Here is a 22612-nt window from a genome sequence, read left to right as displayed (position 1 = left end):
CGGACAAGCCGATTTGCATTTTTTTTGGGATACTTTGACCCCGGGCAAATTTCACTGACACCCCCGGATACAGAAAAAACCGACAATCCGCACGCGTCATCACACCGGTTTTGCTTATCCGGTACAGAGTTAATGCGGTTAGCCCGGCGAGTCGGTTTACCTGGCGCAGGGAAAAAAGTACATTGTGCGGAAAGAAAATAATAACCTGGACCCGGTGGCAGAGGATGCATCACCACCGGACTATCCTGCAACGAGGAGAGGAAAATGGCGGTAACACAAACAGCCCAGGCATGCGATCTGGTGATTTTCGGTGCCAAAGGCGATCTTGCACGCCGTAAACTGTTGCCTTCACTGTACCAGTTAGAGAAAGCGGGTCAGATCCATGAGGAAACCCGCATTATTGGTGTCGGACGTGCTGAGTGGGACAAAGCGGAATACACCAAAGTGGTACGTGAAGCGCTGGAAACCTTCATGAAGGAGAAAGTTGACGAAGCGCTGTGGGATAAACTCAGCAACCGTCTCGACTTCTGCAACCTCGATGTCAACGACACCACGCACTTCCCTAAACTGGGCAAGATGCTCGATCAGAAAAACCGCACCACCATCAACTATTTCGCCATGCCGCCGAGCACCTTCGGAGCCATCTGTCAGGGACTGGGCACGGCGAAACTGAACGCCAAACCGGCGCGTGTTGTGATGGAGAAACCGCTCGGCACTTCACTGGAAACCTCACAGGAGATCAACGACAGCGTTGGCGAATACTTCGATGAGAGCCAGGTGTTCCGTATTGACCACTATCTGGGCAAAGAGACGGTGCTTAACCTGCTGGCGCTGCGCTTCGCGAACTCCATCTTCGTGAACAACTGGGACAATCGCACCATTGACCACGTGCAGATCACCGTGGCCGAAGAGGTGGGTATCGAAGGTCGCTGGGGTTACTTCGACAAAGCGGGCCAGATGCGTGACATGATCCAGAACCATCTGTTGCAGATCCTGACCATGATCGCCATGTCGCCGCCGTCCGATCTCAGCGCAGACAGCATCCGCGATGAGAAAGTTAAAGTGCTGCGCTCGCTGCGTCGCATCGACCAGACCAACGTGCGTGAGAAAACCGTGCGCGGTCAGTACACCTCCGGCTTTGTACAGGGTAAAAAAGTCCCCGGCTATCTGGAGGAAGAGGGCGCCAACAAATCGAGCGCGACCGAGACTTTTGTGGCGATTCGCGTCGATATCGATAACTGGCGCTGGGCGGGTGTTCCGTTCTACCTGCGTACCGGTAAGCGTCTGCCAACCAAGTGTTCTGAAGTCGTGGTCTATTTCAAAAATCCTGAGATGAACCTGTTTAAAGACTCTTACTCAGAGCTGCCGCAGAACAAGCTGACCATTCGTCTGCAGCCGGACGAAGGGGTGGATATCGAAATCCTGAACAAAGTGCCAGGCCTCGACCACAAGCACAAGCTGCAGACCACCAAGCTGGATCTGAGCTACTCTGAGACGTTTAACCAGTCGCACCTGGCCGATGCTTATGAGCGTCTGCTGCTGGAAAGCATGCGCGGGATTCAGGCGCTGTTTGTGCGTCGCGATGAAGTTGAAGCGGCATGGACCTATGTCGACTCCATCATCAACGCCTGGGCTGCGGATGGTGACTCGTCTAAACCGTATCAGGCTGGCACCTGGGGTCCGGTGGCCTCAGTCGCGATGATCACCCGCGATGGCCGTTCCTGGAACGAGTTCGAGTAACGGTAGTGATGAAGAAGCCCGCAACGCGGGCTTTTTTTTTGCCCGTCATCCGACTGGCGCAGGCAGATAAAACTGAACTGCTGTTTCAAAATGAGAGCAGGGTAATGGACGCTTCGGAAGCCGATCATGTATGGTAGTGTCATCATTACAGGGCAGGAGCCGAGGCTCCGTGACCGGGCTGCTATCCCGGTGTTATTAATCAAGGGGAACTGATGAAAAACTGGAAGATGAGTGCTGAACAGATTCTGACCACCGGGCCTGTGGTGCCGGTCATCGTCGTGAATAAGCTGGAACATGCCGTGCCGATGGCAAAAGCGCTGGTGGCGGGCGGTGTCCGGGTGCTGGAAGTGACGCTGCGCACGCCTGTCGCGATGGAGGCGTTGCGTGCGATGATCAAAGAGGTGCCGGAGGCGATTGTGGGGGCGGGAACCGTCATCAATCCGCAGCAGCTTCAGCAGGTGACCGATGCCGGCGCGCAGTTTGTTATCAGTCCGGGGATTACGGAATCACTGCTGAAGGCCGCGGTGGAAGGGCCGGTTCCCCTGATTCCGGGTATCTGCACTGTCTCTGAACTCATGACCGGAATGGACTACGGTCTGCGCGAATTTAAGTTTTTCCCGGCCGAGGCGAATGGCGGTGTCAAAGCGCTGCAGGCCATTGGCGGGCCTTTCCCGCAGGTCCGTTTCTGCCCGACTGGCGGGATCTCTCCGGCAAACTACCGTGACTATCTGGCGCTGAAAAGCGTGCTCTGCATCGGCGGTTCCTGGCTGGTGCCGAATGATGCGCTGGAAGCGGGCGACTGGGATCGCATCACCCGCCTGGCGCGTGAAGCCGTTGAAGGCGCGAAGTAAGCTGAAGCGGTGAGCGTCTGCTCACCGCACGCTGTTACCCCTGAACCGTCACCGCTGCTGCGCTGGCAACGGCACGCGCAATTGCCTCATCCGTCGTCTCACCGCTCGCCAGCGCCACGCCTAAACGACGCTGACCGCTGATCTCCGGCTTACCGAACAGGCGCAGTTGCAGACCGGCACCCAGCGCCGCTTCGATGTTGACGAACTGCACATTCTGGCTGGTCAGTTGCGGCAGGATAACGGCCGAGGCGGACGGACCATACTGACGAATTGCGCCAACCGGCAGACCCAGGAACGCCCGCACGTGCAGCGCAAACTCTGACAGATCCTGCGAAATCAGCGTGACCATGCCGGTATCATGTGGACGCGGTGACACTTCACTGAACACCACCTCATCGCCACAGACAAACAGCTCGACGCCGAACAGACCATAGCCACCCAGCGCCTTGACCACCTGCGCGGCGACATCCTGGGCCCGCTGCAGCGCCACATCACTCATCTGCTGCGGCTGCCAGGATTCGCGGTAGTCGCCATCTTCCTGACGATGACCAATCGGCGCACAGAAATGGATGCCGTCAACGGCACTGATGGTGAGCAGGGTGATTTCAAAATCGAAGTTAACCACGCCCTCTACGATGACGCGACCGGCTCCGGCGCGGCCACCCTGCTGCGCATAGTCCCAGGCGCTGTCGAGCTGGCTGGCGTCACGGATAAAGCTCTGGCCTTTGCCGGAGGAGCTCATGACCGGTTTTACGATGCACGGAAAGCCAATCTCTTCGGCGGCTTCATCAAAGCGCGCTTTGCTGTCGGCAAAGCGATAGCGTGAGGTCGGCAGGGATAACTCTTCCGCGGCGAGTCGACGAATCCCTTCACGGTTCATGGTCAGCCGTGCGGCACGGGCTGTAGGGACCACGCGCTGGCCCTGCTGCTCCAGCTCAACCAGGGTATCCGTGGCGATAGCCTCGATTTCCGGCACCACAAAGTCAGGTTTCTCCTGCGCGATTAACGCAGCCAGGGCCGCACCATCCAGCATGTTGATCACATGGCTGCGATGCGCCACGTGCATGGCCGGGGCATCCGGGTAGCGATCGACCGCAATCACTTCCACACCCAGACGCTGACACTCCAGCGCCACCTCTTTACCCAGTTCACCCGAACCCAAAAGCATCACACGTGTTGCCGCCGGACGCAGCGCCGTTCCGAGAGTTGTCATACATTCACCTAAGCAGTCAAAATTCGCGCGCAAGTATAAACGAAAACGTTTGCGTTCTCACGCTTCGTCCGTATAACGCCGCTATTTGCCTTACTTTTCCCGCTCTGACGTTTCCTGACAACCCTTTCGCCAGGATAGCAGGCTGACATCGTGAACAGGAGCGGATGATGAACAACTGGTTGCAACAGATTCAGTCGGTACTGGCGAAGAAGGGCGGTGACGGTAAATCGGGCGGAGGCCTGAGCGATATGCTGGCACCAGGCGCGCTGGGGGGGCTGGCCGCGATGCTGATCAGCAGTAAGTCTTCCCGCAAACTGCTGACGAAATATGGCGGCCAGGCGCTGATTATCGGCGGCGGGGCGGCGGCGGGTGCGGTACTGTGGAACAAATATAAACAGCGGGTCAGCGACGCGCATCAGAGCGAACCGGACTTCGGCGTGTCGCAGACACCGGTCGATCTGCGCGCTGAGCGTCTGGTCACGGCGCTGGTGTTTGCCGCCAAAAGCGACGGACACATCGACGATCAGGAACGTGCCGCTATTGAGCAGAATATTCATCAGTCCGGCTACGGTCAGGATGCGGAAAAGCTGATCCAGAAAGCGATGAATCGCCCGCTGGACCCGCAGTGGCTGGCCGCTGACGTGAAGAACGAGGAAGAGGCGCTGGAGCTCTATTTCCTCAGCTGCGCCGCCATTGATGTCGATCATTTCATGGAACGCAGCTACCTCTCTGCGCTGGGTGACGCGCTGAAAATCCCTCAGGATGTGCGCGACGGCATTCAGCAGGATATCCAGGCCGAAAAAGCCCGTCTTCCGGCCAGTTAACTTCTCCTGGCGGGCCTCAGAAGAGGCCCCGCCTGCCGCCGCTTCCTCGCTGCCCCCTGGCTTCCCGCCACTTAAGTGTTACGCTTACAGATCATGACGTTCACGGAGACGGATGGATGAAAGCTCCCATTGCAAAAAAAATTCCTCATGAAATGACGCTGCATGGCGAGACGCGCGTCGACAACTATTACTGGCTGCGCGACGATAAGCGCGAAAACAGCGAAGTGCTTGATTACCTGCGGGCCGAGAATAATTACGGCAAAAAAGTCATGTCGTCACAGCAGCCGCTGCAGGACCGGGTTTTAAAAGAGATCATCGACCGGCTGCCACCGGAAGATCACTCAGTGCCCTATGTCAAAAACGGCTACCGCTATCAGAGTCGTTATCAGAGCGGCAATGAGTATCCGGCCTATTACCGTCAGCCCGCGGCGAGCGAGGAGTCGGCGGAGTGGACCCTGCTGCTGGATGCCAACCAGCGCGCGTCACACAGCGACTTTTACACCATGGGCGCGCTGCATATCAGCCCGGACAACCGCGTGATGGCGCTGGCCGAGGACTTTCTCTCGCGCCGCCAGTATGGCATCCGCTTCCGCAACCTTGAGAGCGGCAGCTGGTATCCTGAAGTGCTGAGCAACGCCTCCTCCAGCTTCGCCTGGGGTAACGACTCCCGCACGCTCTACTACGTGCGGAAACACCCGCAGACGCTGCTCTCTTATCAGGTATGGCGACACGAGCTGGGATCGCCGCAGTCTGATGATCAGCTGGTTTATGAAGAGCAGGATGACACCTATCATCTGAGCGTCCACAAGACCACCTCAAAGCAGTTCATCATGATTGCGCTCTACAGCACCAACACGAGCGAGATTCAGCTGATCGATGCTGATTTCCCTGATGCGCAGCCGCATGTGTTTCTGCCGCGCCGCCGCGATCATGAATACAGCATCGATCACTACGAGCATCAGTTCTTTATCCGGTCTAACCGGGAAGGCGAAAACTTCGGGCTCTATCGCAGCCGTTATCTGGATGAATCCCGCTGGGAGACGCTCATCCCGGCGCGTGAAAATGTGGTGATGGAAGATTTCCAGCTGTTCCGCGACTGGCTGGTGGTTGAAGAGCGCCAGCGCGGCCTGACCAGCCTGCGCCAGATTAACTGGGCCAGCGGCGAAACCAGTGGCATCGCCTTTGACGATCCCACTTACGTCACCTGGCTGGCTTACAATCCGACGCCGCGCACCAGCAAACTGCGTTACGGCTACTCCTCAATGACCACACCGACCACGCTGTTTGAGCTGGATATGGACACGGGCGAGCGCCGCATCCTGAAGCAGAGCGCGGTGAAAGGGTTCAACGCCGACGATTACAAAAGCGAGCACCACTGGATAAAAGTCAGCGATGGTACCGAAGTGCCGGTGTCGCTGGTTTATCATCGCAGACACTATCAGCCCGGCCAGAATCCAATGCTGGTCTATGGCTACGGCGCCTATGGCAGCAGCATGGATGCCGATTTCAGCGTCAGCCGTCTGAGCCTGCTGGATCGCGGCTTTGTGTTTGCCCTGATTCAGGTGCGCGGCGGCGGGGAGCTGGGGCAGCAGTGGTATGACGGCGGTCGCCTGCTGAACAAAATGAACAGCTTCACGGATTTCATCGACGTGACCAATGCGCTGGTGGCGCGCGGGATAGGGCATCCGGAACGTCTCTACGCCATGGGCGGCAGCGCGGGCGGCTTACTGATGGGCGGGGTGATCAACATGGCACCGCAGCGCTTCCATGGCGTTGTGGCGCAGGTTCCTTTTGTGGATGTTGTCACCACCATGCTCGATGAGTCGATCCCGCTGACGACCGGCGAATATGATGAGTGGGGCAATCCCGGCGATCCGGAGTACTACCACTACATCCGCCAGTACAGCCCCTATGACAACATTGAGGCAAAAGCCTATCCGCATCTGCTGGTAACCACCGGCCTGCACGATTCGCAGGTTCAGTACTGGGAACCGGCCAAATGGGTAGCGAAACTGAGGTCGATGAAAACCGATAATAATCTGCTGCTGCTCTGCACCGATATGGATGCCGGACACGGCGGCAAATCGGGGCGCTTTAAAGCCTATGAAGGGATCGCGATGGAGTATGCCTTCCTGCTGGGGCTGGCGCAGGGCACCCTGCCCCCGGCAGAGGATTACTGAGGCTCAGTCAGGTATTTACGCAGCGCCTGCCGCAGTGGCGGGCGCAGATCGCTGACGTTGTCCAGCATCCACTTCAGATAGCCCGGATCCTTGCGCGCCACCACCGCAATCGCCTGACCACGGTATTTGCCGAATGGCAGAATGTCGTCGCGCTGGGCCGCCGGTTGTGAGCGCACAATCATCTCGGAGGCGTTCCAGCCCGAAGTCTCCATAATGCGGATCAGCAGGGCCGCCGTCACATAGCAGTCATAGAGCGCGCGATGCGCATGCAGATCGGCTGGAGGAGTAACATCCAGCTTCAGGGAATGACGCAGGGCCTGGTTGCCATATTTGATGCCCGGCCAGAGCTGACGCGCCAGCTGCATGGTGCAGATCCACTCGCCAAACATCTCCGGTAGCATCCGGCGGTCAAAGCTGGCGTTATGTGCCACATAGAAGGCACTGCCGTAGTAGCGCGGGATCGCCTCTTCGATGGTCGGTTTTCCGGCCACCATCGCTTCGGTGATGCGGTGCACGGCCATCGCCTGACGGCTGATGGGGCGGTCAGGCAGGATGAGATCGCTCATCGGATTCACAATCTGACCATTAACCACATCGACGGAGGCCACTTCCACCACGCCACCCTGCAGGCCGCAGGTTTCGGTATCTATGACGCGAAACATCATTGCTTCATCTTCGGTTCGTAAGGGAGGCGTGACAGGCTCAGTGACGCCTGGCGGTAATGCATCAGACGCTGACGAAACCAGTCACGCAGCGCTTCGGGCTGCTCCTGCACTACCATCTCGGCAACGACCGGCATGTTATAGCGCTCTTTAAACGCCACGCCCGCAGCCGCTAAATCGACATTTAACTTATCTTTCTCGTCCTGGGACAGCAGGGCAAGGTTATGGCTCATAATATTCTCCTGATGACAGGGGGCAAAAGTAATGTTTTCGCCGGTCTGAATCAAGGATTAAGGATCGCATTGCTGGCCTCGACAGTGCAAATGCAGCAGCGTATCCTTTTGCCTCGTTTATCGCCCTGGCGGCGGCTAAAAGGATGATCTGATGCAGAAAAAACACATTTCCCGCATGGTTATTACGCTGGCAGCAGCCGGTGCGATGGCATTCAGCTCGCTGGCCGCTGCGCATGCCCATCTCCGCGCCTCCACGCCGGCGGCCAAAGCAGAAGTAACAACCGCTACCGATGCGCTGACGCTGACTTTCACTGAAGAGATTGAACCCGCGTTCAGCGGCGTTACGCTGCTTGACGATCATCAGAAGCCTGTTGCGACGGAGAAGGCGCGCGTAGCATCCGGCCACAAAGATCGGCTGATTGTCAGCCTGCCTCAGCCACTGAAAGCGGGGCGCTATCAGGTTAACTGGCATGTCCTGTCGGTGGATGGACACAAAACCGCAGGAAGCTACCGCTTCAGCGTGAAGTAAGCGTCGTGATAACCCTCTGGCCAGCGCTGCGTGCGCTCCATTTTGCTGCCGTGATGCTGCTGACCGCCAGCGCCTGCTACAGCGCGCTGCTGGCACCAGAACGTTATCGTCCACAACTGGCGCGGCGACTTAATCCGCTGGTAAACGGAAGTGCGTGGCTGGCCCTGCTCAGCGCGCTGGCGATGCTGGCCTGCCAGAATGTGCTGATGAGTGGCGACAGCGCCAATCTGCTTCAGCCTGACATCTGGCTGGCGGTGCTGGGCACCCATTTCGGTGCGGTGTGGCAGTGGGAAATCGTGTTCAGCGTGCTCGCCGTGTCGGCGTTATTACTGACCGCGCAACTGCGCCAGCAGGCCTTACTGCTGGCAGGCGTGCTGCAACTGGCCTGTATGGCCCTGACGGGGCATGCCGCGATGCGGGAAGGCTGGCCTGGCCTGCTGCATCACATCAACCATGCGCTGCACCTGATTGCGGCAGCGTTCTGGGTGGGGGGACTTGTTCCGCTTCTGCTGCTGATGCGTGAAGCGCGCCAGATCGAACGCCGCACCGATGCGATCCGCACCATGATGCGCTTTTCGCGCTACGGTCATCTGGCGGTCGCGTTAACGCTGCTGACCGGCGGTGTGAACAGCCTGATGATCCTGGGCTGGCCGCTGACGTGGCACGAATCCCGCTATAGTCTGTTGTTGCTGGGGAAAGTGCTGCTGGTGGCCCTGATGGTGGGAGTGGCGCTGATTAACCGCTACTGGCTGGTGCCGCGTTTCCGCGTCGCGGGTAGCGGCACCCAGCAAAAATTTATCCGCATGACACAGCTCGAACTGCTGCTGGCGTGTGGCGTGGTTGGGCTGGTCAGCGTGTTTGCCACGCTGTCGCCAGCCTGAATGTGATTTAAGAGAGAAAAGGGCAGTTATGTTGCTGAAGAAAGTGGTCCCCGCAATCCTGTTATTATCTGTATGCGGCCAGGCGCTGGCGGCACAAATCATTACCGTCAGCCGCTTTGAGATCGGTAAAGATAAGTGGCCGTTTAATCGTGAAGAGGTGATGCTGACCTGCGAGAAGGACGGTGCCATGTTTGCCATCAACCCGAGCACGCTGATGCAATACCCGCTGAACGACAAAGCGGATGCGCTGTTTAAAAGCAACCAGGTGAAAGCGCAGCCGATCAGCGTGATCCAGAGCGAGGATAAAGCGCATCCGGGCCAGATGATGAGCCTGCAGCCGATTGTTGAGCGCACTCAGGCGCTGTGCGGTAAGTAGGCCTGCCGGGTGCAGCATCACGCTGCGCCCGACTGTTTTTTGCCGTTGCGATCACAAACTGATCCTGTTTATGGCCCTGTGCCATGCCTCAGCTGGCAATTCCTCTGCGCTGTTCTAATCTTAAGTTGCAAGGCGTTATCGCCTTCATAAATGCCAACTTTTAGCGCACGGCTCCTTGAGAGCCATTTCCCTGGACCGAATATAGGAATCGTATTCGGTCTTTTTTTGGTTGGCATTTAAAGATAGTAACTTATAAAAAAACAATCAGTTAAACCCTTTCCTGTTACCTTCTGTTCTACTCTGCTGGACTCTGAGTCGCCATTTTGTCGTCACTCTCTAACCGCCAATGTTTGGCATTAAACAGTGGCGGAACGTGCTTGTAATCATCTATTTTGAACTATCATGGCGATTATTTATTCTTGTAAGCGGTGCCTCTAACAACTTCACTTGTTGTCCAATACGAAGGCGCACTATTAGGATCGAGAACAACATATTGCGCGCCAGCTGTAGCAGCTTTATCTAATACTTCATTTAATGCATTTTGATAACCGGTATGTCTTGCTACCCCGGTCAGGGTAGAAGTGCCCGTTAAGTTAGCGACAAATTGATATTGTTTTGCATCTTCTGCAGAGATTATTTGCACGCGAGATGCTCTTTCCGACATGTTGGTAGCACAACCAGCCAGCATAGTAATGACTACCAAAACTGAACCTAACCTTCCAAGTTTCATTTGATACCTTTTTTATCTTGAATAAACGTATGACCGATTATTCGCTCAGCAAATAAAATTTGCAATTGGGTTCAGCTTGATAGCGTCTTCGAGATGATCTGGCGCAAAATGCGCATAACGCATAGTCACCCTGATGTCGGAATGCTCGAGAATGCGTTGCAGTACAATGATATTTCCACCGCCCATCATAAAGTGACTGGCAAAGCTATGGCGCAGTACATAGCTCATCTGGCCTTCCCGTAATTGAATACCTGCCAGGCGAATGACCTGATAAAATTAAAGCTGTGCGGCCTGCCAGAATACCTTAGCGCTAAATTCTGCATGGCTGAATGAGGCGGCGACGCTGTTCCGACGCAACTATTACCAGAATGGCGCGCCCGCTGGTTACATCCTGTATATGACCGACGCGGCGCAGAGCAATAGCGACGTAGACTGGATGCGCCAGGCGATACGTGACACGAAAGGCCTAGGTAACCTGCGTAACTTGTTTCTGTACGTGCCCACGTAAAGCCGGACGAAATCAATATTCTGCCGATCAGCGAAGTCGCAACGAAAGACGATTTCTTTTACATCAAGAAGACCAGCCGCGAAGATCTGTTAAGCGCGCCGCGTACCACCGCAGATGAAGGGGATTATCCCGGACAACTCTGGGGAGCGGTGACGCGGCGAAAGCGGCACAGATATTTGTAAGGAATGAGTTAACGCCATTACAGGAGAGAATATAAAGAGATGCTTTACTGGCTGAAAGAGGAAGTAATCCAATTTCAGCCTTATATACTTATATACTTATATAATCGGTTGAATACTATTAACTATTAACCATTCTAATATAACTGGGCATGCGCGGATCAGTAATTCTATAAACTCCCCGAGCTGCTTTAGTTATTATTTTCCCTTTGTCCTCTCTGGTAAATCGACCTATGTAGTTACTCATACCATTATTATTGTATTGTATGCCTGTATCCTCTTTAATCTGAACAATCCACTCTTGGATGGTAAATCTATTGTCAGCAAATTTAGCAGCAGCAAATAGGATGTATGGATAAACATCTGTTCGTGAAGAGGTTACAGCTTCTTCATAGGCCCTTTTTAATAGACCTTCTGTATTAATAACTGCTTTCTGCAAAGCCTTTGTTAATACCTCTTGGTCTATCGGATTTTTGTAATCCGTTAGTGATATCTCTGCCGATTCTTTACCAATTAGATGTGTGAAGTAAGGAAAGCCATTGCTTATCTCCACTATCTTATCCTTAACATCATCGTTAAAGGTAATGTTTAGGCCAGCTTCTCCAGTAGTTATTATCTCATAGAGATACTTATCTTCTATTCGGGATAATTTAATTTCATGCAGGCATCGGTTAACAGATTGATGGCCAGCAATTAACGAACCACCATCGCTAGCTATCCCTACTAAAAGAATCTTTAGTTTGCTGTTACTATCGCTTAGTTGCTTAATTAATTCCGCAACTTCGTGCTTAACATTATCCTCAACAACATCGAATTCATCTATTAACAGTATTCCTTCCATATCTGCAAAGGCTTGGCTAACTTTACTTGCTGTCAGATCTTCTTTTTCAATTGTTTTTTTAATTTCGACAGCTACATCAGCACGGAATAGCTTCAATAGATTCAAACCTATGCCGGTTTTGGTTGTTGTTTCTTTCTTTTGAGCGGCATAATCTTCATCAAGATATATAGCTGGCTGCTGAATTATATCTTTGAATCTTGTTTTTTTATCGCATCTTTTTATAAAAAAGGGCTGTGAAAAGATACCGGTTTCTCTACCACCTTCAAGGGTTGATAACGCAAGGGAGCTTTTACCTATCCCACGTTCGCCATAAATCATGCAGTGCTGGCCAGCGGTAGTTAATGTACTTAAGATATGTTTTACTTCGTCATCTCTTCCTTTTAGATGCGTGTATGCTTCAATAGGTTTTGATGGCGTAAAATAGAGATCTACGTCAACTATTTTTGCCTTTTGCGCTTTAAACTGTGCGAAAACACCATTCCCAGTATTCATGACATTCCTTCGTTTAAAAGTGAAATGAGATTTTTCTTATTAAATATAATTTCAGGTTTATAGGCAAGAGAAAATTTCCATAGGCAAAATTTTATGAAGTTAAATTCTAGCGAGAGCATTCTTAATCGTCTGACAAACCTAATTTTATCATTTATGAGGTATCTTAAGGCGGTTTTCTTAAGGTCTTTGCCGCTTTCGTCGTCCGTTTCGCCGTCCAGCGCATAGCCATCGATATTCTTTGAAATTTATTTAGCAACGTAACCTGTCGCGCTACCTTTGTCCGGTTCAATAGCCTCGGCATGCAAACTGGCTTTATCGGCTGTCAGTTCGCTGCCGTCTTTTTGGCAGGGCTAGTCGCGCATGTTCTCGCGCACGTGATCAGCCTGCTCATGGCGCATAAACACGAGCATGTACTAGTGCGGTATTGCATCATAATGAGGCTTAGCAACACTGACCCTGAAGATGCGGATTTCTTCGCGGTGCATTTTGACGGGGATTTTCTACCAGACGTTGCAGAGATAACGCTACGCGTCGACAGGGATGACCCTATAGGTTCTGTAGAAGTTGCACCCTTAGTAATATCGGTATAGGCTAAAATCGTCTAAGACGGTAAAGCTAATGCGGCTGGTATGGATTCAGTTTATTACGCAGCGTTTGCGCAAGCATGCAAGACTATTTAGCTACATCTCATAAATTGTGAGCTAACGCTAATTTACGACAGGCATCGTCGTAATGGGTATGGGTAGAAACCTTGAAATCAAAAATGCTTAGTTCCTTCTTAACTTGCAAAATCAAGTTACGGTTTGATGTAGCGGCATTTGATTGCTTGCTGGTAGTTCTTCTCAGGCCGAGCAGCAACATTGATAAGCGGCTTGCCTTGTTTCGTCATGGTGATATCTACCACTTCGCCGGTCTTACGATTGGTAGGGTTCTGCGTGTAGGCGAAAGATGGGATAGGGGCGAGCAGCACTACACCGTTAGCAATCCATTCTTCCAGCACTGACAGGCAAATGCGTTATAACTGTTTTAATTTTCAGTATGAATAACGCAGTATCTTTGTTAGTTAAACGTGTACTATGTTAGTGCATGTGTCGTACCAACACTTAATATCGCATTTTTTTAGCTGTAAGCATATTTTTGCATTTGTTGGTGAAAATAATGCGTCTTGAAAGTGCAGTTGCGTGCGATGTTTTAGAAAGAATCCTCTCAGCGTCTGGATTCATCATGCATAAACAGTTAAGTGAAAGGCTTGAAGTTGCTAAGAGCAATGTCGCGAGTTAGTTAGCGCGTGGCTAGGTTCCGGGCAATATAATTTTACAAAGCCCTCTTGATAATGGCGCTGATGTTAATTGACTGGTTACTGGCGAACTTGAAAAAGCTAATCCGCAATGCGAAATGCCAAACCTAACTGGTAAGACTGTTTATGATGAAGTTATGGCTAATGGTGGAAAAATCTGTGCTTCGCCGTATACTCGATGCATAATGTTAACACAACAAAAGTAGCTCTATGAATTTCTGGATATTTCCTCAGGCACTGTCAATGTTTGGGTAAGACGAACTTATTTTCTTGGTGGTGTTGTTACGAGTTTTCACGTAAATTCAAGACATTTAGGCTCGATAGAGTCGAAGGTGAAATCATCATTCGAGACACAGGCGAATCCATTTTTACTACTGAGCGGGCTGCTCAAATGGAAGCAAGATCATTTTCTAACAAAAGGAGAAGTTGCATGGCGGAGATACTTGAAACATTTGTCAAAGTAGTATTACCAATTATTTTGGCTTTAGTAGCGGTTCTTTCTTTTTTCAAAGAAATGTTTCTAACTAAACGACGAATATTTGAAGAAAGAGAAAAGCTAAGCAAATTGAGTTACGATCTCTATAAAATAACTGATGATGAAGATTTAAAGCGGTTATCCATTGAGTATGGCTATGCTGCAATAACTAAAGAGAACTTTCTAAGTCAGCAACAACGAAAAGCTTTAGTCAGAAGTGAAAATCCCACTAATGATATTGATTTGTTTGTAAAGTGCAGAGGGTTGTTAGATATTAAAACTGAACCACTTGCGTTCGTTTGGAAAAAAAGGAGGTATGCTAATAAGTTTTATTTTATTGTATCTATTTTTGTTAAGGTAACACTCTACACGATCGGGGCGCTAATATTCTTATTGCCGCTGCTTTACAGTGCATTACTGCCTAATTTTATTTTAGAGAAGTTGAGTGATTTTTCTGCACTGGCAAAGATAGGTATGGCCTTATATGCACTATCCGCTGGAGCATTTTTAGCGTATGTAAATCTTTCCGCTGCTGTAAGGCTGATCGACTCTTCAAGACTCATTAAACGTCACACTGCTGATTAGCCACAATAAGGTGGCGGTGAAATAATAACCGCAACAGTGCTCAGTTGAGTAAAACCATTTCATCGCCACCGAATAACCACACGCTGTGAAGTAAACAACATTAAATAGTATTCGGTTTTTGGCTAATTAATATGGAGTATTTATGAGTGTGCAATAAATCCCGAATCTGTCCTGTCCGATCTATACCCATCACATATTTCTGACCTAATATATTGAGACACTTTTTCGTTATAATAAGTTATTTTTAGCGAAGAGTTTTTGCGCAAAATACTCCTCATTTGCCACCTCATACCTTCGCCTGACAGACCTTAATATTTTGTGAAATGTTCAACGCATATGGCATAACCGTGCCCCGCTTTCTGCCCTCTGTCGTATTGACAGAAATTGTTCAGGCGACTAACGCTCCCGTCTCACTACAGGTGAAGATGGCTTCACAGCATCTCTGCCGACATTATTTGCGCTGGCTCAAGCCGTTTCACCCCTTGACGCTGCACGGCCCGAACGATCCGCAGCGGACAACGAAGTCATCAGTCAGGCATCTTTAAAGATAAGGACATAGGTCTGATCAGACAGAAGAGACACTTGGTTTTAAAGGTGTTCAGGGGGGAAAGGGAAGGTTTGCGATCAAACTTTGGTGATAAGCTATCAGGTAATGATCGTTTTATCTTCCTGTGGCACTATAAAACAGCCATTGTCATAAACGAGGGATTGAGTATGACTTCAGGAACAGCAGCGAGGCAGGAACCCGGACGTTACTATACTTTTGAGTCGACATTGCCTGAGGGCGTTTTTTTTGAGTTTCGCCCCAGCGGTTTGCCCCGAAACGCAAAGCCTGTAACCGATGAAACCAGTGGTATGTGTATCGGATACACGGTCGCACAGGCCCCGGGATTATGGCAGGTTTATGATGTCCAGGGGCATTTTGTCAGGCTGGAAGAAGCACCACTTGAAACACCATTATTTGATCCAACTGATATTGCCCTTTTTGGATTAGGGGTTTTCCGTATTCTTCGAACGGGACGAGTTCTGTTTGAATCAGGGGCACGTGCGGCACTTTCAGCAAAAATTAGTCAGGGTACGGTATCTCTTTTGCGAGGGCGGTTAAAATTCGGTCTGCATGCGCGCAGTCTCAAAATGACGGAAGCAGCCGCAAAGCATATGTACGATCCTGCTCGATATGTTCCTTTGCAAATTCAGGAAAAAACTATTCGTTATGGCAAGCGCATGCCAGATCCTCGTGAAGGAGAAGGAATGTTCCGTTACGAAACAGATATCTATAAATTGCGCTTCGATAAGCACCGTCGCGAGTATGTTTATCAGAAGTACAGATTTGAGGTGATTGTCAGAGAATATGACTGGACAATATCTCATTTTAAATATTTTTATTAACTAACAGGAACATTTCCATGTTTGATCTCAGGAGTGAAGAATTTACTTTCGCAATCGCGCCTTATGAACGCGTGGTGGAGAATGAAGTCGATCCTGTTAACCATAACTGGGACTGGATAAAGTCCTGGGTAGAATTCTCGGTAAGCGGCCTTAACTTAGCGTTTAAAACGGAATTTACCGTTGGAGAATTGAAACTATTGAAAAAAGAATTTACAGCTTTCCAGCGGGCGATAATTAATCAGCAAAAGATCAAATCGTTCAAATATCAGAGTGATGTTCATCAGCTTGACATGATAGTAGCAAATGAAAACAGTATTGATAGTGTCACTATTGAATTTATTCTTCGCCCGGAGCCCCATGCCGACAGTGTTCAGGTTAAAGGCAGTTTTGGCCTTGATGAAACCTATTTTCCCGATATTTTAAAGCGACTTGATGAAATGATTGAATGGCAGAATTAGGCTGGTTATTCATTACATCTGTTTCCTCTCATGCGAGAGAACTGTCACCCTGAATACTGCAGGCGACGGGCTGATGCGTGATGCACAGCACCGGCGTCCTTTTTCGGCTACGGATGCTCGCCAGCAGGAGTCACTGCATTCTTAATCTGTCTGGTTCACGATGACCCGTTCGCTCATTTGCCGCTTTTTGCTGATTTTATTGCGCAGGTCATTAATCACTCCCCCTTTTCAGAATAATGATATTTTCACCATATCCGCAGAATTATAAAATGCTGGTTTAACAGGGAGATATACCATGAAGAATGTTGTGCTAAGTATGCTTGCCAAGATTTCACAAATAGATGCAAGCACCAAACAACTCACCGCGCGCGTTGAGGCGCAGTCTCTGTTGATCAGTGCGTTGGTGCTCGCGGTAAGTAAGCAGGGCGGCGTAACGGAGATGATCGAGGGCGCGAACAAGGCGATCAACACGGTAATCGACTCCGCAGACTCAGATGAAATGCTCAAGTCTGATGCGGCGCTTCTTCTAAGCGAACTTCAGGATTTACTGATTATCTCCCGCGCGGTTGATGGCGCAGATGAAGAAATCAATCATGAGGCACTCAATGAACTGGCCGGGGTGACCTCACCCGCACAGCTTCTTCAGGAAGATAACTGATTCGTTGCCTCTGGCCCGCCGCGCGCGGGCTTTTCAGTTCCATTTCTCTTTGAGCAACGCTCTCAGATGCCTTTCAGACAGGCCTTCCCCCAGGGTAAGAGATTTCCAGTGCAGGGCAGGGCGTTAAATGAAGCGACAGGACAAAAAAGGCTCTGTCATTATCAAAGGAACGTTATGCAGCGCAATCAGAGACACCCATGAAACGTGCATTATTGTGGCTGCTTCACTCTTTTTCAGATTGGATTGCTATTGCCGTTATTGTGGCGGGCATCTATCTCTTCATTAGCTTTGTGCCGCAGCATGCAACGCTGCTCAGTGTTGCATGGGTTGTCACCATTTCTTATCTCTATATCCGATACAGTCGCGGATAGTGATAACGTCCTGCGTGTAATCCGCCCTGATTCTTAGCCCGGGAACCACCCGGAGAGGACACATTGTCGTAACGTAGCAGGGTCAGAAGCACCGCAAAATCTCATCCGTAATCGCTTCACGTTGACCATAGTCAATGTACTCTGCGAGCCTCCGCAAACGCGTAAAGGCGTTTATCCCGCGTATAAAAAAGCAGACTTACCCTGAGGCGGTGATATTCAACCAGGATGCGTTATGTTTTTAAAAAAAGTTATACCCTGTCTGATTTTAGCGCTGGCAAGTTCAGCTATGTCCGGCTGTGTGATGGCGGAAGGTGGTCGTCATCATTATGGTCACGCTTCTGAATGGCATCATCATGGCCGACCGGCTATGCCAGATGCGTCGCAGCACATGGGGCCGCCGCCTGCGCCTGCGGCATCCCGGCATATGGGCCCCCCGCCTGTCCGGAACCCCTCTCAGCATATGGGCCCGCCGCCGGCACCGTCCTCTGACAGCGGCATCCATCGCTGGCATGCATAAGCGCCACGCATGTGGCACCGCCTTCACAGAATGCAACACAACCTCACTGGCTCGCACCCAAAGCTCAACGGTCAGCTTGTTATCACGGCCGTTTGGCTTATTCTGAACGTTCAATCAAATGGAGGAACGTTTATGAAAGCGGCAATAGCAAATAGTGAACACCAGGTTGAAGTTGTTGAGAAGACACTGCGTCCTCTCAAAACCGGCGAAGCTCGGCTCAGGATGGAATGCTGTGGTGTATGCCATACCGATTTGCATGTGAAGAACGGGGACTTCGGCGATAAAACCGGTGTCACGCTGGGTCACGAAGGTATCGGGATTGTTGAGGAGGTTGCGCCGGATGTGACCTCTCTCAAGCCGGGCGATCGCGCCAGCGTGGCCTGGTTCTTCAAGGGCTGCGGTCACTGTGAATACTGTAACTCCGGTAATGAAACGCTCTGCCGGGAGGTAGTTAATGCGGGTTATACCGCCGATGGTGGTATGGCTGAAGAGTGTATCGTGGTTGCAGATTACTCGGTCAAGGTTCCCGAGGGGCTGGACCCTTTTGCCGCCAGCAGCGTGACCTGCGCCGGCGTCACCACCTATAAAGCGGTGAAGGTCTCTGAGGTCAAACCGGGCCAGTGGCTGGCGATTTATGGTCTCGGCGGGTTAGGTAATCTCGCTCTGCAGTATGCCAAAAATGTTTTTAACGCCAAAGTGATCGCCATTGATGTGAGCGACGGCCAGCTGGCGCTGGCGAAAGAGATGGGTGCCGACCTGGTGGTGAACTCCGCCAGTGAAGACGCGGCGCGCTTTATTCAGGAAAAAACCGGCGGGGCGCACGCGGCCGTCGTGACCGCCGTGGCCAAAGCGGCCTTTAACTCGGCGGTAGATGCGGTCAGAGCCGGGGGACGGGTGGTGGCAGTCGGACTTCCGCCGGAAGCGATGAGCCTGAATATCCCGCGTCTGGTACTCGATGGCATTCAGGTGGTGGGATCACTGGTCGGCACCCGCAACGATCTGGCGGAAGCTTTCCAGTTTGCGGCGGAAGGAAAAGTGGTGCCTAAAGTCACCAAAAGAAAGATTGGCGAGGTGAACGACATCTTCGATGAGATGATCCACGGCAAAATTCGCGGCAGGATGGTGATCGACTTCACCGGTCACTCTGCCTGATCAGACGCACCTTACCTGATGCTGAAGCCCGCCCCGAGCGGGCTTTTTTGTGACTGAAGTGTTAAATGCCACGGGTTACGCAGTTACCGCCAGGGTTAAAACATTAATAAGCACTGCTTTATGTTTCATGATGTTTTTTTGGCTTGCACTTTACCGGTAACATTATAGTTTAAGAGGTGATGTCGGATTACACACAACTGAAGGAGGGTTATTTATGGCGAAACATCATCTGCTTAAATCCATTGAAATTGCAGCCATTGTGCTGTTTGTCCTGATACTGGCGTATCTGGCGATCACCGGGATTTTGTCCTCAACAGGTATGGACCACGCCTGGCCTTACCCCACTAAGTAACTGAATGCAGCACCAGGGAAAATCATCAATATTATAAACAGATAACCCCCAGCCCACACCTGTGAGGCGGAATACCGGGTTACACCAGACTGACCGAAAGCAGCGTGAGCTCTTCCGTGTCCAGTGACAGACTTTTTTTCGTTTCGAACATAAACTGTTCCAGCGCCTCTTCCACATCATCCCCTTCGATAAAGGCGTGCGTGGTGACATGATGTTCACCTTCCGGCTTAATGACGTAAGACACAAACCACTTTTTCTTCTGCATGATGCTTCTCCTTCTGATGCTATAACGCGTTAAAAGCGGGCAATCGGTCGCGTGCTGTCCGGCATGGCGAATAGCGTGATGCCGCGCTTGTCAGGGCTGATGACAGGGTTTAATCCAGCGGTGCGGGATGGAGCAGGTCGATCACATCATCGATCTCGTTACTGGCCGCATGACGATCGAGGGCGACAGCGTAGTAGCGTCCTTTGCAGTAGTGCCGGGTCACCGCAACGCGGTGGCCGGTATCGCTGTCCGCTTCGCCGCCGGTGGCGGTCTGCAGATGGGGCGGGATCACCAGCTCACTTTCAAGTTGATCGGCTTCAATGATTAACGCGCCACCGTCGCTGGACAACAACAGATGCTGAATGCGCATAGATTTTCCTCTCCGTCGGATTGCTGACCGGGAAAGTGTAGTTCACTCCGGCAGGAGTGCAGGGCGTAAGACGTGGTTCCCTGCTGGTCGCGACATCGCAGGCCATAAAAAAGCCCCGCGAACGGGGCTTCTGAATCCATCTGTCACTCAGCTGGTCTGGTCAGCCAGCTTCGGGGCCAGAACGCGTTTACCCATGCGGATGCCGGGCTTCTCAACATATTTGTAGAGCAGCGACGCCAGCGCATAGGTCACCGGGATGGCAGAGACGCAGACAATCAGAAAGCGCGTCAGATCGCTTTTGAATTCGATATCCGTGTGATTCAGCAGCAGCGCGATCAATGGAATGACAATCAGCAGGTGCAGCAGGTAGACCGAGAACGAGACGTCGCCCAGCCAGGTGCTGAGACGGTTGTTCAGCAGCTTACGCGGCAGAGCAATCAGCTGCGCCATCCGGCTGCCCTGTGGATACTGCCAGAGAATGGCTGTCATACCGACGATCATCAGCGCTTCCATAATCACCTGCAGCTTGATGAACCCCAGACCCATTGCCACGCTGGCAACCGGTCCCAGCAGCGCAAAGGCGACGTAAAGCAGCGATTTGCGGCGGATGGCTTCTGCCAGCAGCATGCCCGACAGGAACATGTTCAGCTTGATCAGAATCATCGAAGGCATCTCAAATGCCTCATAATAATCGGCCAGCAGATAGCGTCCGGCGCAGCAGAGCACCATGATAGCGATCAGGGAGGCGGCATAGCCAAACCGCATCGTCACCAGCATGATGAACGGGAACAGCAGATAGAACTGCATCTCCAGTCCGATGCTCCAGTCAGGCAGTACGGTGTTAAAGCCGTACTCGGGCAGCATGCCGAACAGGAAACTGAAGTGGGTCAGCACATTTGCCAGCGACTGGTCGGTGTAACGTGACGACTCGGTTGCCGTGCCGGAGTAGAAATGCGCGATGGTGTCACGCATCTCGCCAAACCACGGCCCGTAAATCAGGGCGATGATTAACAGCAGATAGTAGAGCGGCGCGATGCGGAAAAAGCGACGGATCCAGAACTTTTTGATCGTTGCGGCGCTTTGCCATGGCTCTTTCTGCTGTCGCTCGACATAGTTTTTCGCCATCAGGTAGCCCGAAAGCAGAATAAACAGATCGACACCGATGCCAGGGGATGAAATCAGTGTGATATGGCAGTGAATCAGCAGGCTGATATGACCTACCAGTACCCAGAGAGAGGCGATGCCGCGTAATCCCTCAAGCTCAGTTGACCAACCTCGTGTTGCAGACATAACTCTTCCTCGTTTTTATCCGACCTTCGGCGCTCACTAAGCCTCAAGGCAACAGATATGTAAACGGCCCTTTACAAAAGTAAGAGGAATCTGAAGAAGAGAATGCTGAAAAAATCAACTTGAAAAGGGTAAAAACGCACAGAAAGTTAAGGGCGCGCAGCCGCACACCCTTAACCATTATTACAGCCCGGGACCTCTGTCAGGCCAGTTTTAACAGGAGCATACCGGCCAGCAGCAGGCTCAGGCCAGCCCAGCCTTTGCGGTTCAGTCGCTGACCAAACAGTACCCAGCCCGCCGCGACGGTGGCGATAATGCCAAAGCCACCCCAGACCGCATAGGCTATCGACAGGTCGATCCCTTTCACCGCCTGAGCAAGCGCGCTGAACGCGAGTAGCACACAGCAGAGCGAAAGCAGCCCGAATAGACGTTTTTTGAATCCATCAGAATATTTAAGGAATATATTGGCGGCAATCTCCAGCAGGATGGCGAGTGCCAGCCAGGCCGCATGGACAAAATCAGTGATGACCATGGTTAACCTCCGCTGATGATTCGGTGCCGGTTTTGATCAGGACGATTCCAGCAATTAGTGTCATCAGGCCGCCAATTTTCAGCGGTGACAGCGACTCGCCAAACAGCTGCACGCTGAACAGCGTAATCAGCAGGATGCCGATACCTTCCCACAGGGCATAAGCCACGCCCAGGGCGATATGTTTGATGGCGAAACTCAGCAGAATATAAGAACAGGCAATCATAGCCAGCATCATCAGGTAGCCATACTGGCTGCCGCTGAGGCTGGACCATTTCATAAACAGCGTACCGATTATTTCAGTCACGATAGCAAGTGATAATAAAACCCAGGCGTACATGGGGATCTCCAGCAACGAATAAATGACGACCTGCCACGCGTGATTGCGCGCAGACTCAGAACCATATCGAAGCGGAAGGGGACTACAGGGCGTTACGCCAGTGCTTATCAGCGACGTTCCGGGCGGAAAGGAAAGCAGGGGAAATCAGGGAATAAAACACAAAAAGTTTGCGCATAAAGTTTACAACGCATCCACATTGTTGCTTCTCATCAGTGGACGGAAAGTGCCTCCGGTTATCTACACGCAGGATTTATAGCATCCGGCATATCGTGAAATCAACAGCAGATGCTGCTTTGTTTGATTTTGATTAAGGTTTGATGATTTGCGG

At 51.7% G+C, this 22612-nt stretch carries 26 protein-coding genes and 3 pseudogenes; 16 read left to right on the top strand and 13 right to left on the bottom strand.

The window, feature by feature from the left end; all coding sequences use genetic code 11:
* The first annotated feature begins 264 nt into the window (after nt 1-264).
* Both zwf and AC1V0D_RS07055 read left to right on the top strand, forming a co-directional pair.
* The gene (gene zwf, locus AC1V0D_RS07060; protein ID WP_009089746.1) at nt 265-1740 is read left to right on the top strand and encodes a glucose-6-phosphate dehydrogenase; all 1476 of its coding nucleotides are present in this window, start codon (nt 265-267) and stop codon (nt 1738-1740) included.
* A 212-nt stretch (nt 1741-1952) separates the two neighbouring features.
* On the top strand, nt 1953-2591 hold the full coding sequence (locus tag AC1V0D_RS07055; protein ID WP_482907162.1) for a bifunctional 4-hydroxy-2-oxoglutarate aldolase/2-dehydro-3-deoxy-phosphogluconate aldolase: 639 nt from the start codon (nt 1953-1955) through the stop codon (nt 2589-2591).
* A gap of 34 nt (nt 2592-2625) precedes the next feature.
* Here AC1V0D_RS07055 and purT read toward each other — a convergent pair whose 3' ends face one another.
* A complete protein-coding gene (gene purT / locus AC1V0D_RS07050; RefSeq protein WP_482907161.1) occupies nt 2626-3804 on the bottom strand; it encodes a formate-dependent phosphoribosylglycinamide formyltransferase in 1179 nt (392 codons plus the stop codon).
* Nucleotides 3805-3971: 167 nt separating this feature from the next.
* Here purT and AC1V0D_RS07045 point away from each other — a divergent pair, with 167 nt between their 5' ends.
* The gene (locus tag AC1V0D_RS07045) at nt 3972-4628 is read left to right on the top strand and encodes a tellurite resistance TerB family protein (RefSeq protein WP_046101979.1); all 657 of its coding nucleotides are present in this window, start codon (nt 3972-3974) and stop codon (nt 4626-4628) included.
* A gap of 116 nt (nt 4629-4744) precedes the next feature.
* Complete coding sequence (locus tag AC1V0D_RS07040) at nt 4745-6808, top strand: prolyl oligopeptidase family serine peptidase (protein WP_325973621.1); 2064 nt, start codon at nt 4745-4747, stop codon at nt 6806-6808.
* Here AC1V0D_RS07040 and exoX read toward each other — a convergent pair.
* Together exoX and AC1V0D_RS07030 are read right to left on the bottom strand one after the other, a co-directional pair.
* Nucleotides 6802-7473: an exodeoxyribonuclease X gene (gene exoX / locus AC1V0D_RS07035; RefSeq protein WP_482907160.1), complete on the bottom strand. Its 672-nt coding sequence runs from the start codon at nt 7471-7473 to the stop codon at nt 6802-6804. The two genes, AC1V0D_RS07040 and exoX, sit on opposite strands and share 7 nt — an antisense overlap.
* Entirely contained in the window at nt 7470-7703 is a 234-nt protein-coding gene (locus tag AC1V0D_RS07030; RefSeq protein ID WP_009089756.1) for a DNA polymerase III subunit theta, read from the bottom strand. The genes exoX and AC1V0D_RS07030 overlap by 4 nt, the downstream gene beginning before the upstream one ends.
* Nucleotides 7704-7854: 151 nt before the next feature.
* Between AC1V0D_RS07030 and copC the strand changes: the two genes are divergently transcribed.
* From copC to AC1V0D_RS07015, 3 genes are read left to right on the top strand one after another with little or no spacing between them, the layout of a single operon-like run.
* Nucleotides 7855-8232 (top strand): copper homeostasis periplasmic binding protein CopC, encoded by a 378-nt coding sequence (gene copC, locus AC1V0D_RS07025; protein ID WP_482907159.1) that lies wholly within the window; start codon nt 7855-7857, stop codon nt 8230-8232.
* 5 nt (nt 8233-8237) lie between these two features.
* The gene (gene copD, locus AC1V0D_RS07020) at nt 8238-9113 is read left to right on the top strand and encodes a copper homeostasis membrane protein CopD (RefSeq protein WP_482907158.1); all 876 of its coding nucleotides are present in this window, start codon (nt 8238-8240) and stop codon (nt 9111-9113) included.
* Nucleotides 9114-9141: 28 nt separating this feature from the next.
* Entirely contained in the window at nt 9142-9489 is a 348-nt protein-coding gene (locus AC1V0D_RS07015) for a YebY family protein (protein ID WP_009089760.1), read from the top strand.
* Nucleotides 9490-9898: 409 nt separating this feature from the next.
* On the opposite strand, the gene AC1V0D_RS07010 is transcribed toward AC1V0D_RS07015, so the two are convergent.
* Both AC1V0D_RS07010 and AC1V0D_RS07005 read right to left on the bottom strand, forming a co-directional pair.
* Nucleotides 9899-10219 (bottom strand): DUF4156 domain-containing protein, encoded by a 321-nt coding sequence (locus tag AC1V0D_RS07010; protein WP_132499918.1) that lies wholly within the window; start codon nt 10217-10219, stop codon nt 9899-9901.
* A 45-nt stretch (nt 10220-10264) separates the two neighbouring features.
* Nucleotides 10265-10477: pseudogene (locus tag AC1V0D_RS07005) on the bottom strand (tyrosine-type recombinase/integrase); the annotation flags it as partial.
* A 12-nt stretch (nt 10478-10489) separates the two neighbouring features.
* Between AC1V0D_RS07005 and AC1V0D_RS07000 the strand changes: the two are divergent.
* A pseudogene (locus AC1V0D_RS07000) lies at nt 10490-11038 on the top strand (phage portal protein); the annotation flags it as partial.
* On the opposite strand, the gene AC1V0D_RS06995 reads toward AC1V0D_RS07000, so the two are convergent.
* From AC1V0D_RS06995 to AC1V0D_RS06985, 3 genes and pseudogenes are all read right to left on the bottom strand, one after another.
* Nucleotides 11028-12239 carry an ATP-binding protein gene (locus AC1V0D_RS06995; protein WP_482907157.1) on the bottom strand — a complete coding sequence of 404 codons (1212 nt, stop codon included), beginning with the start codon at nt 12237-12239 and terminating at the stop codon, nt 11028-11030. The pseudogene AC1V0D_RS07000 and the gene AC1V0D_RS06995 overlap by 11 nt on opposite strands.
* 167 nt (nt 12240-12406) lie before the next feature.
* A pseudogene (locus AC1V0D_RS06990) lies at nt 12407-12739 on the bottom strand (replication endonuclease); the annotation flags it as partial.
* Nucleotides 12740-13035: 296 nt separating this feature from the next.
* On the bottom strand, nt 13036-13239 hold the full coding sequence (locus tag AC1V0D_RS06985; protein ID WP_482907156.1) for a hypothetical protein: 204 nt from the start codon (nt 13237-13239) through the stop codon (nt 13036-13038).
* Between the two features lie 158 nt (nt 13240-13397).
* Here AC1V0D_RS06985 and AC1V0D_RS06980 point away from each other — a divergent pair, with 158 nt between their 5' ends.
* From AC1V0D_RS06980 to AC1V0D_RS06945, 8 genes are all read left to right on the top strand, one after another.
* Nucleotides 13398-13520, top strand: a complete 123-nt coding sequence (locus AC1V0D_RS06980) for a helix-turn-helix domain-containing protein (protein ID WP_482907155.1) — start codon at nt 13398-13400, stop codon at nt 13518-13520.
* A gap of 446 nt (nt 13521-13966) precedes the next feature.
* Entirely contained in the window at nt 13967-14596 is a 630-nt protein-coding gene (locus tag AC1V0D_RS06975; protein ID WP_482907154.1) for a hypothetical protein, read from the top strand.
* 582 nt (nt 14597-15178) lie between these two features.
* Nucleotides 15179-15985: a hypothetical protein gene (locus AC1V0D_RS06970; protein WP_482907153.1), complete on the top strand. Its 807-nt coding sequence runs from the start codon at nt 15179-15181 to the stop codon at nt 15983-15985.
* Nucleotides 15986-16002: 17 nt separating this feature from the next.
* On the top strand, nt 16003-16443 hold the full coding sequence (locus AC1V0D_RS06965; RefSeq protein WP_482907152.1) for a WapI family immunity protein: 441 nt from the start codon (nt 16003-16005) through the stop codon (nt 16441-16443).
* A 295-nt stretch (nt 16444-16738) separates the two neighbouring features.
* Nucleotides 16739-17101 (top strand): anti-adapter protein IraP, encoded by a 363-nt coding sequence (gene iraP, locus AC1V0D_RS06960; RefSeq protein ID WP_033736214.1) that lies wholly within the window; start codon nt 16739-16741, stop codon nt 17099-17101.
* 197 nt (nt 17102-17298) lie between these two features.
* The gene (locus AC1V0D_RS06955) at nt 17299-17472 is read left to right on the top strand and encodes a hypothetical protein (protein WP_009089766.1); all 174 of its coding nucleotides are present in this window, start codon (nt 17299-17301) and stop codon (nt 17470-17472) included.
* Nucleotides 17473-18121: 649 nt separating this feature from the next.
* Nucleotides 18122-19141 (top strand): alcohol dehydrogenase AdhP, encoded by a 1020-nt coding sequence (gene adhP / locus AC1V0D_RS06950; protein WP_009089768.1) that lies wholly within the window; start codon nt 18122-18124, stop codon nt 19139-19141.
* A 214-nt stretch (nt 19142-19355) separates the two neighbouring features.
* On the top strand, nt 19356-19493 hold the full coding sequence (locus AC1V0D_RS06945; RefSeq protein ID WP_009089769.1) for a hypothetical protein: 138 nt from the start codon (nt 19356-19358) through the stop codon (nt 19491-19493).
* Between the two features lie 79 nt (nt 19494-19572).
* Here the strand turns inward: AC1V0D_RS06945 and AC1V0D_RS06940 are convergent, their stop codons facing one another.
* The 5 genes from AC1V0D_RS06940 to mdtJ all read right to left on the bottom strand — a co-directional run bounded on the left by AC1V0D_RS06940 (nt 19573) and on the right by mdtJ (nt 22284).
* Complete coding sequence (locus tag AC1V0D_RS06940) at nt 19573-19758, bottom strand: hypothetical protein (RefSeq protein ID WP_009089771.1); 186 nt, start codon at nt 19756-19758, stop codon at nt 19573-19575.
* A 109-nt stretch (nt 19759-19867) separates the two neighbouring features.
* A complete protein-coding gene (locus AC1V0D_RS06935; protein WP_009089772.1) occupies nt 19868-20128 on the bottom strand; it encodes a hypothetical protein in 261 nt (86 codons plus the stop codon).
* 147 nt (nt 20129-20275) lie between these two features.
* Nucleotides 20276-21418 (bottom strand): acyltransferase family protein, encoded by a 1143-nt coding sequence (locus tag AC1V0D_RS06930; protein WP_150029498.1) that lies wholly within the window; start codon nt 21416-21418, stop codon nt 20276-20278.
* Nucleotides 21419-21617: 199 nt separating this feature from the next.
* Complete coding sequence (gene mdtI, locus AC1V0D_RS06925; RefSeq protein WP_009089775.1) at nt 21618-21947, bottom strand: multidrug/spermidine efflux SMR transporter subunit MdtI; 330 nt, start codon at nt 21945-21947, stop codon at nt 21618-21620.
* Entirely contained in the window at nt 21934-22284 is a 351-nt protein-coding gene (mdtJ, locus tag AC1V0D_RS06920; RefSeq protein ID WP_009089777.1) for a multidrug/spermidine efflux SMR transporter subunit MdtJ, read from the bottom strand. The genes mdtI and mdtJ overlap by 14 nt, the downstream gene beginning before the upstream one ends.
* Nucleotides 22285-22612: the final 328 nt, after the last annotated feature.

The sequence above is a fragment of the Pantoea sp. PA1 genome, from assembly GCF_056856975.1.
Note: the sequence above shows the minus strand (reverse complement) of the source record. Positions and strands in the feature narration are given on the sequence as shown.

Excerpts from the sequence above, each read along its gene's own strand:
- zwf (WP_009089746.1), top strand. The coding sequence starts at position 265 with ATGGCGGTAACACAAACAGCCCAGGCATGCGATCTGGTGATTTTCGGT.
- AC1V0D_RS07055 (WP_482907162.1), top strand. The coding sequence starts at position 1,953 with ATGAAAAACTGGAAGATGAGTGCTGAACAGATTCTGACCACCGGGCCT.
- purT (WP_482907161.1), bottom strand. The coding sequence starts at position 3,804 with ATGACAACTCTCGGAACGGCGCTGCGTCCGGCGGCAACACGTGTGATG.
- AC1V0D_RS07045 (WP_046101979.1), top strand. The coding sequence starts at position 3,972 with ATGAACAACTGGTTGCAACAGATTCAGTCGGTACTGGCGAAGAAGGGC.
- AC1V0D_RS07040 (WP_325973621.1), top strand. The coding sequence starts at position 4,745 with ATGAAAGCTCCCATTGCAAAAAAAATTCCTCATGAAATGACGCTGCAT.
- exoX (WP_482907160.1), bottom strand. The coding sequence starts at position 7,473 with ATGATGTTTCGCGTCATAGATACCGAAACCTGCGGCCTGCAGGGTGGC.
- AC1V0D_RS07030 (WP_009089756.1), bottom strand. The coding sequence starts at position 7,703 with ATGAGCCATAACCTTGCCCTGCTGTCCCAGGACGAGAAAGATAAGTTA.
- copC (WP_482907159.1), top strand. The coding sequence starts at position 7,855 with ATGCAGAAAAAACACATTTCCCGCATGGTTATTACGCTGGCAGCAGCC.
- AC1V0D_RS07015 (WP_009089760.1), top strand. The coding sequence starts at position 9,142 with ATGTTGCTGAAGAAAGTGGTCCCCGCAATCCTGTTATTATCTGTATGC.
- AC1V0D_RS07010 (WP_132499918.1), bottom strand. The coding sequence starts at position 10,219 with ATGAAACTTGGAAGGTTAGGTTCAGTTTTGGTAGTCATTACTATGCTG.
- AC1V0D_RS06995 (WP_482907157.1), bottom strand. The coding sequence starts at position 12,239 with ATGAATACTGGGAATGGTGTTTTCGCACAGTTTAAAGCGCAAAAGGCA.
- AC1V0D_RS06980 (WP_482907155.1), top strand. The coding sequence starts at position 13,398 with ATGCGTCTTGAAAGTGCAGTTGCGTGCGATGTTTTAGAAAGAATCCTC.
- AC1V0D_RS06975 (WP_482907154.1), top strand. The coding sequence starts at position 13,967 with ATGGCGGAGATACTTGAAACATTTGTCAAAGTAGTATTACCAATTATT.
- AC1V0D_RS06965 (WP_482907152.1), top strand. The coding sequence starts at position 16,003 with ATGTTTGATCTCAGGAGTGAAGAATTTACTTTCGCAATCGCGCCTTAT.
- iraP (WP_033736214.1), top strand. The coding sequence starts at position 16,739 with ATGAAGAATGTTGTGCTAAGTATGCTTGCCAAGATTTCACAAATAGAT.
- AC1V0D_RS06955 (WP_009089766.1), top strand. The coding sequence starts at position 17,299 with ATGAAACGTGCATTATTGTGGCTGCTTCACTCTTTTTCAGATTGGATT.
- adhP (WP_009089768.1), top strand. The coding sequence starts at position 18,122 with ATGAAAGCGGCAATAGCAAATAGTGAACACCAGGTTGAAGTTGTTGAG.
- AC1V0D_RS06945 (WP_009089769.1), top strand. The coding sequence starts at position 19,356 with ATGGCGAAACATCATCTGCTTAAATCCATTGAAATTGCAGCCATTGTG.
- AC1V0D_RS06940 (WP_009089771.1), bottom strand. The coding sequence starts at position 19,758 with ATGCAGAAGAAAAAGTGGTTTGTGTCTTACGTCATTAAGCCGGAAGGT.
- AC1V0D_RS06935 (WP_009089772.1), bottom strand. The coding sequence starts at position 20,128 with ATGCGCATTCAGCATCTGTTGTTGTCCAGCGACGGTGGCGCGTTAATC.
- AC1V0D_RS06930 (WP_150029498.1), bottom strand. The coding sequence starts at position 21,418 with ATGTCTGCAACACGAGGTTGGTCAACTGAGCTTGAGGGATTACGCGGC.
- mdtI (WP_009089775.1), bottom strand. The coding sequence starts at position 21,947 with ATGGTCATCACTGATTTTGTCCATGCGGCCTGGCTGGCACTCGCCATC.
- mdtJ (WP_009089777.1), bottom strand. The coding sequence starts at position 22,284 with ATGTACGCCTGGGTTTTATTATCACTTGCTATCGTGACTGAAATAATC.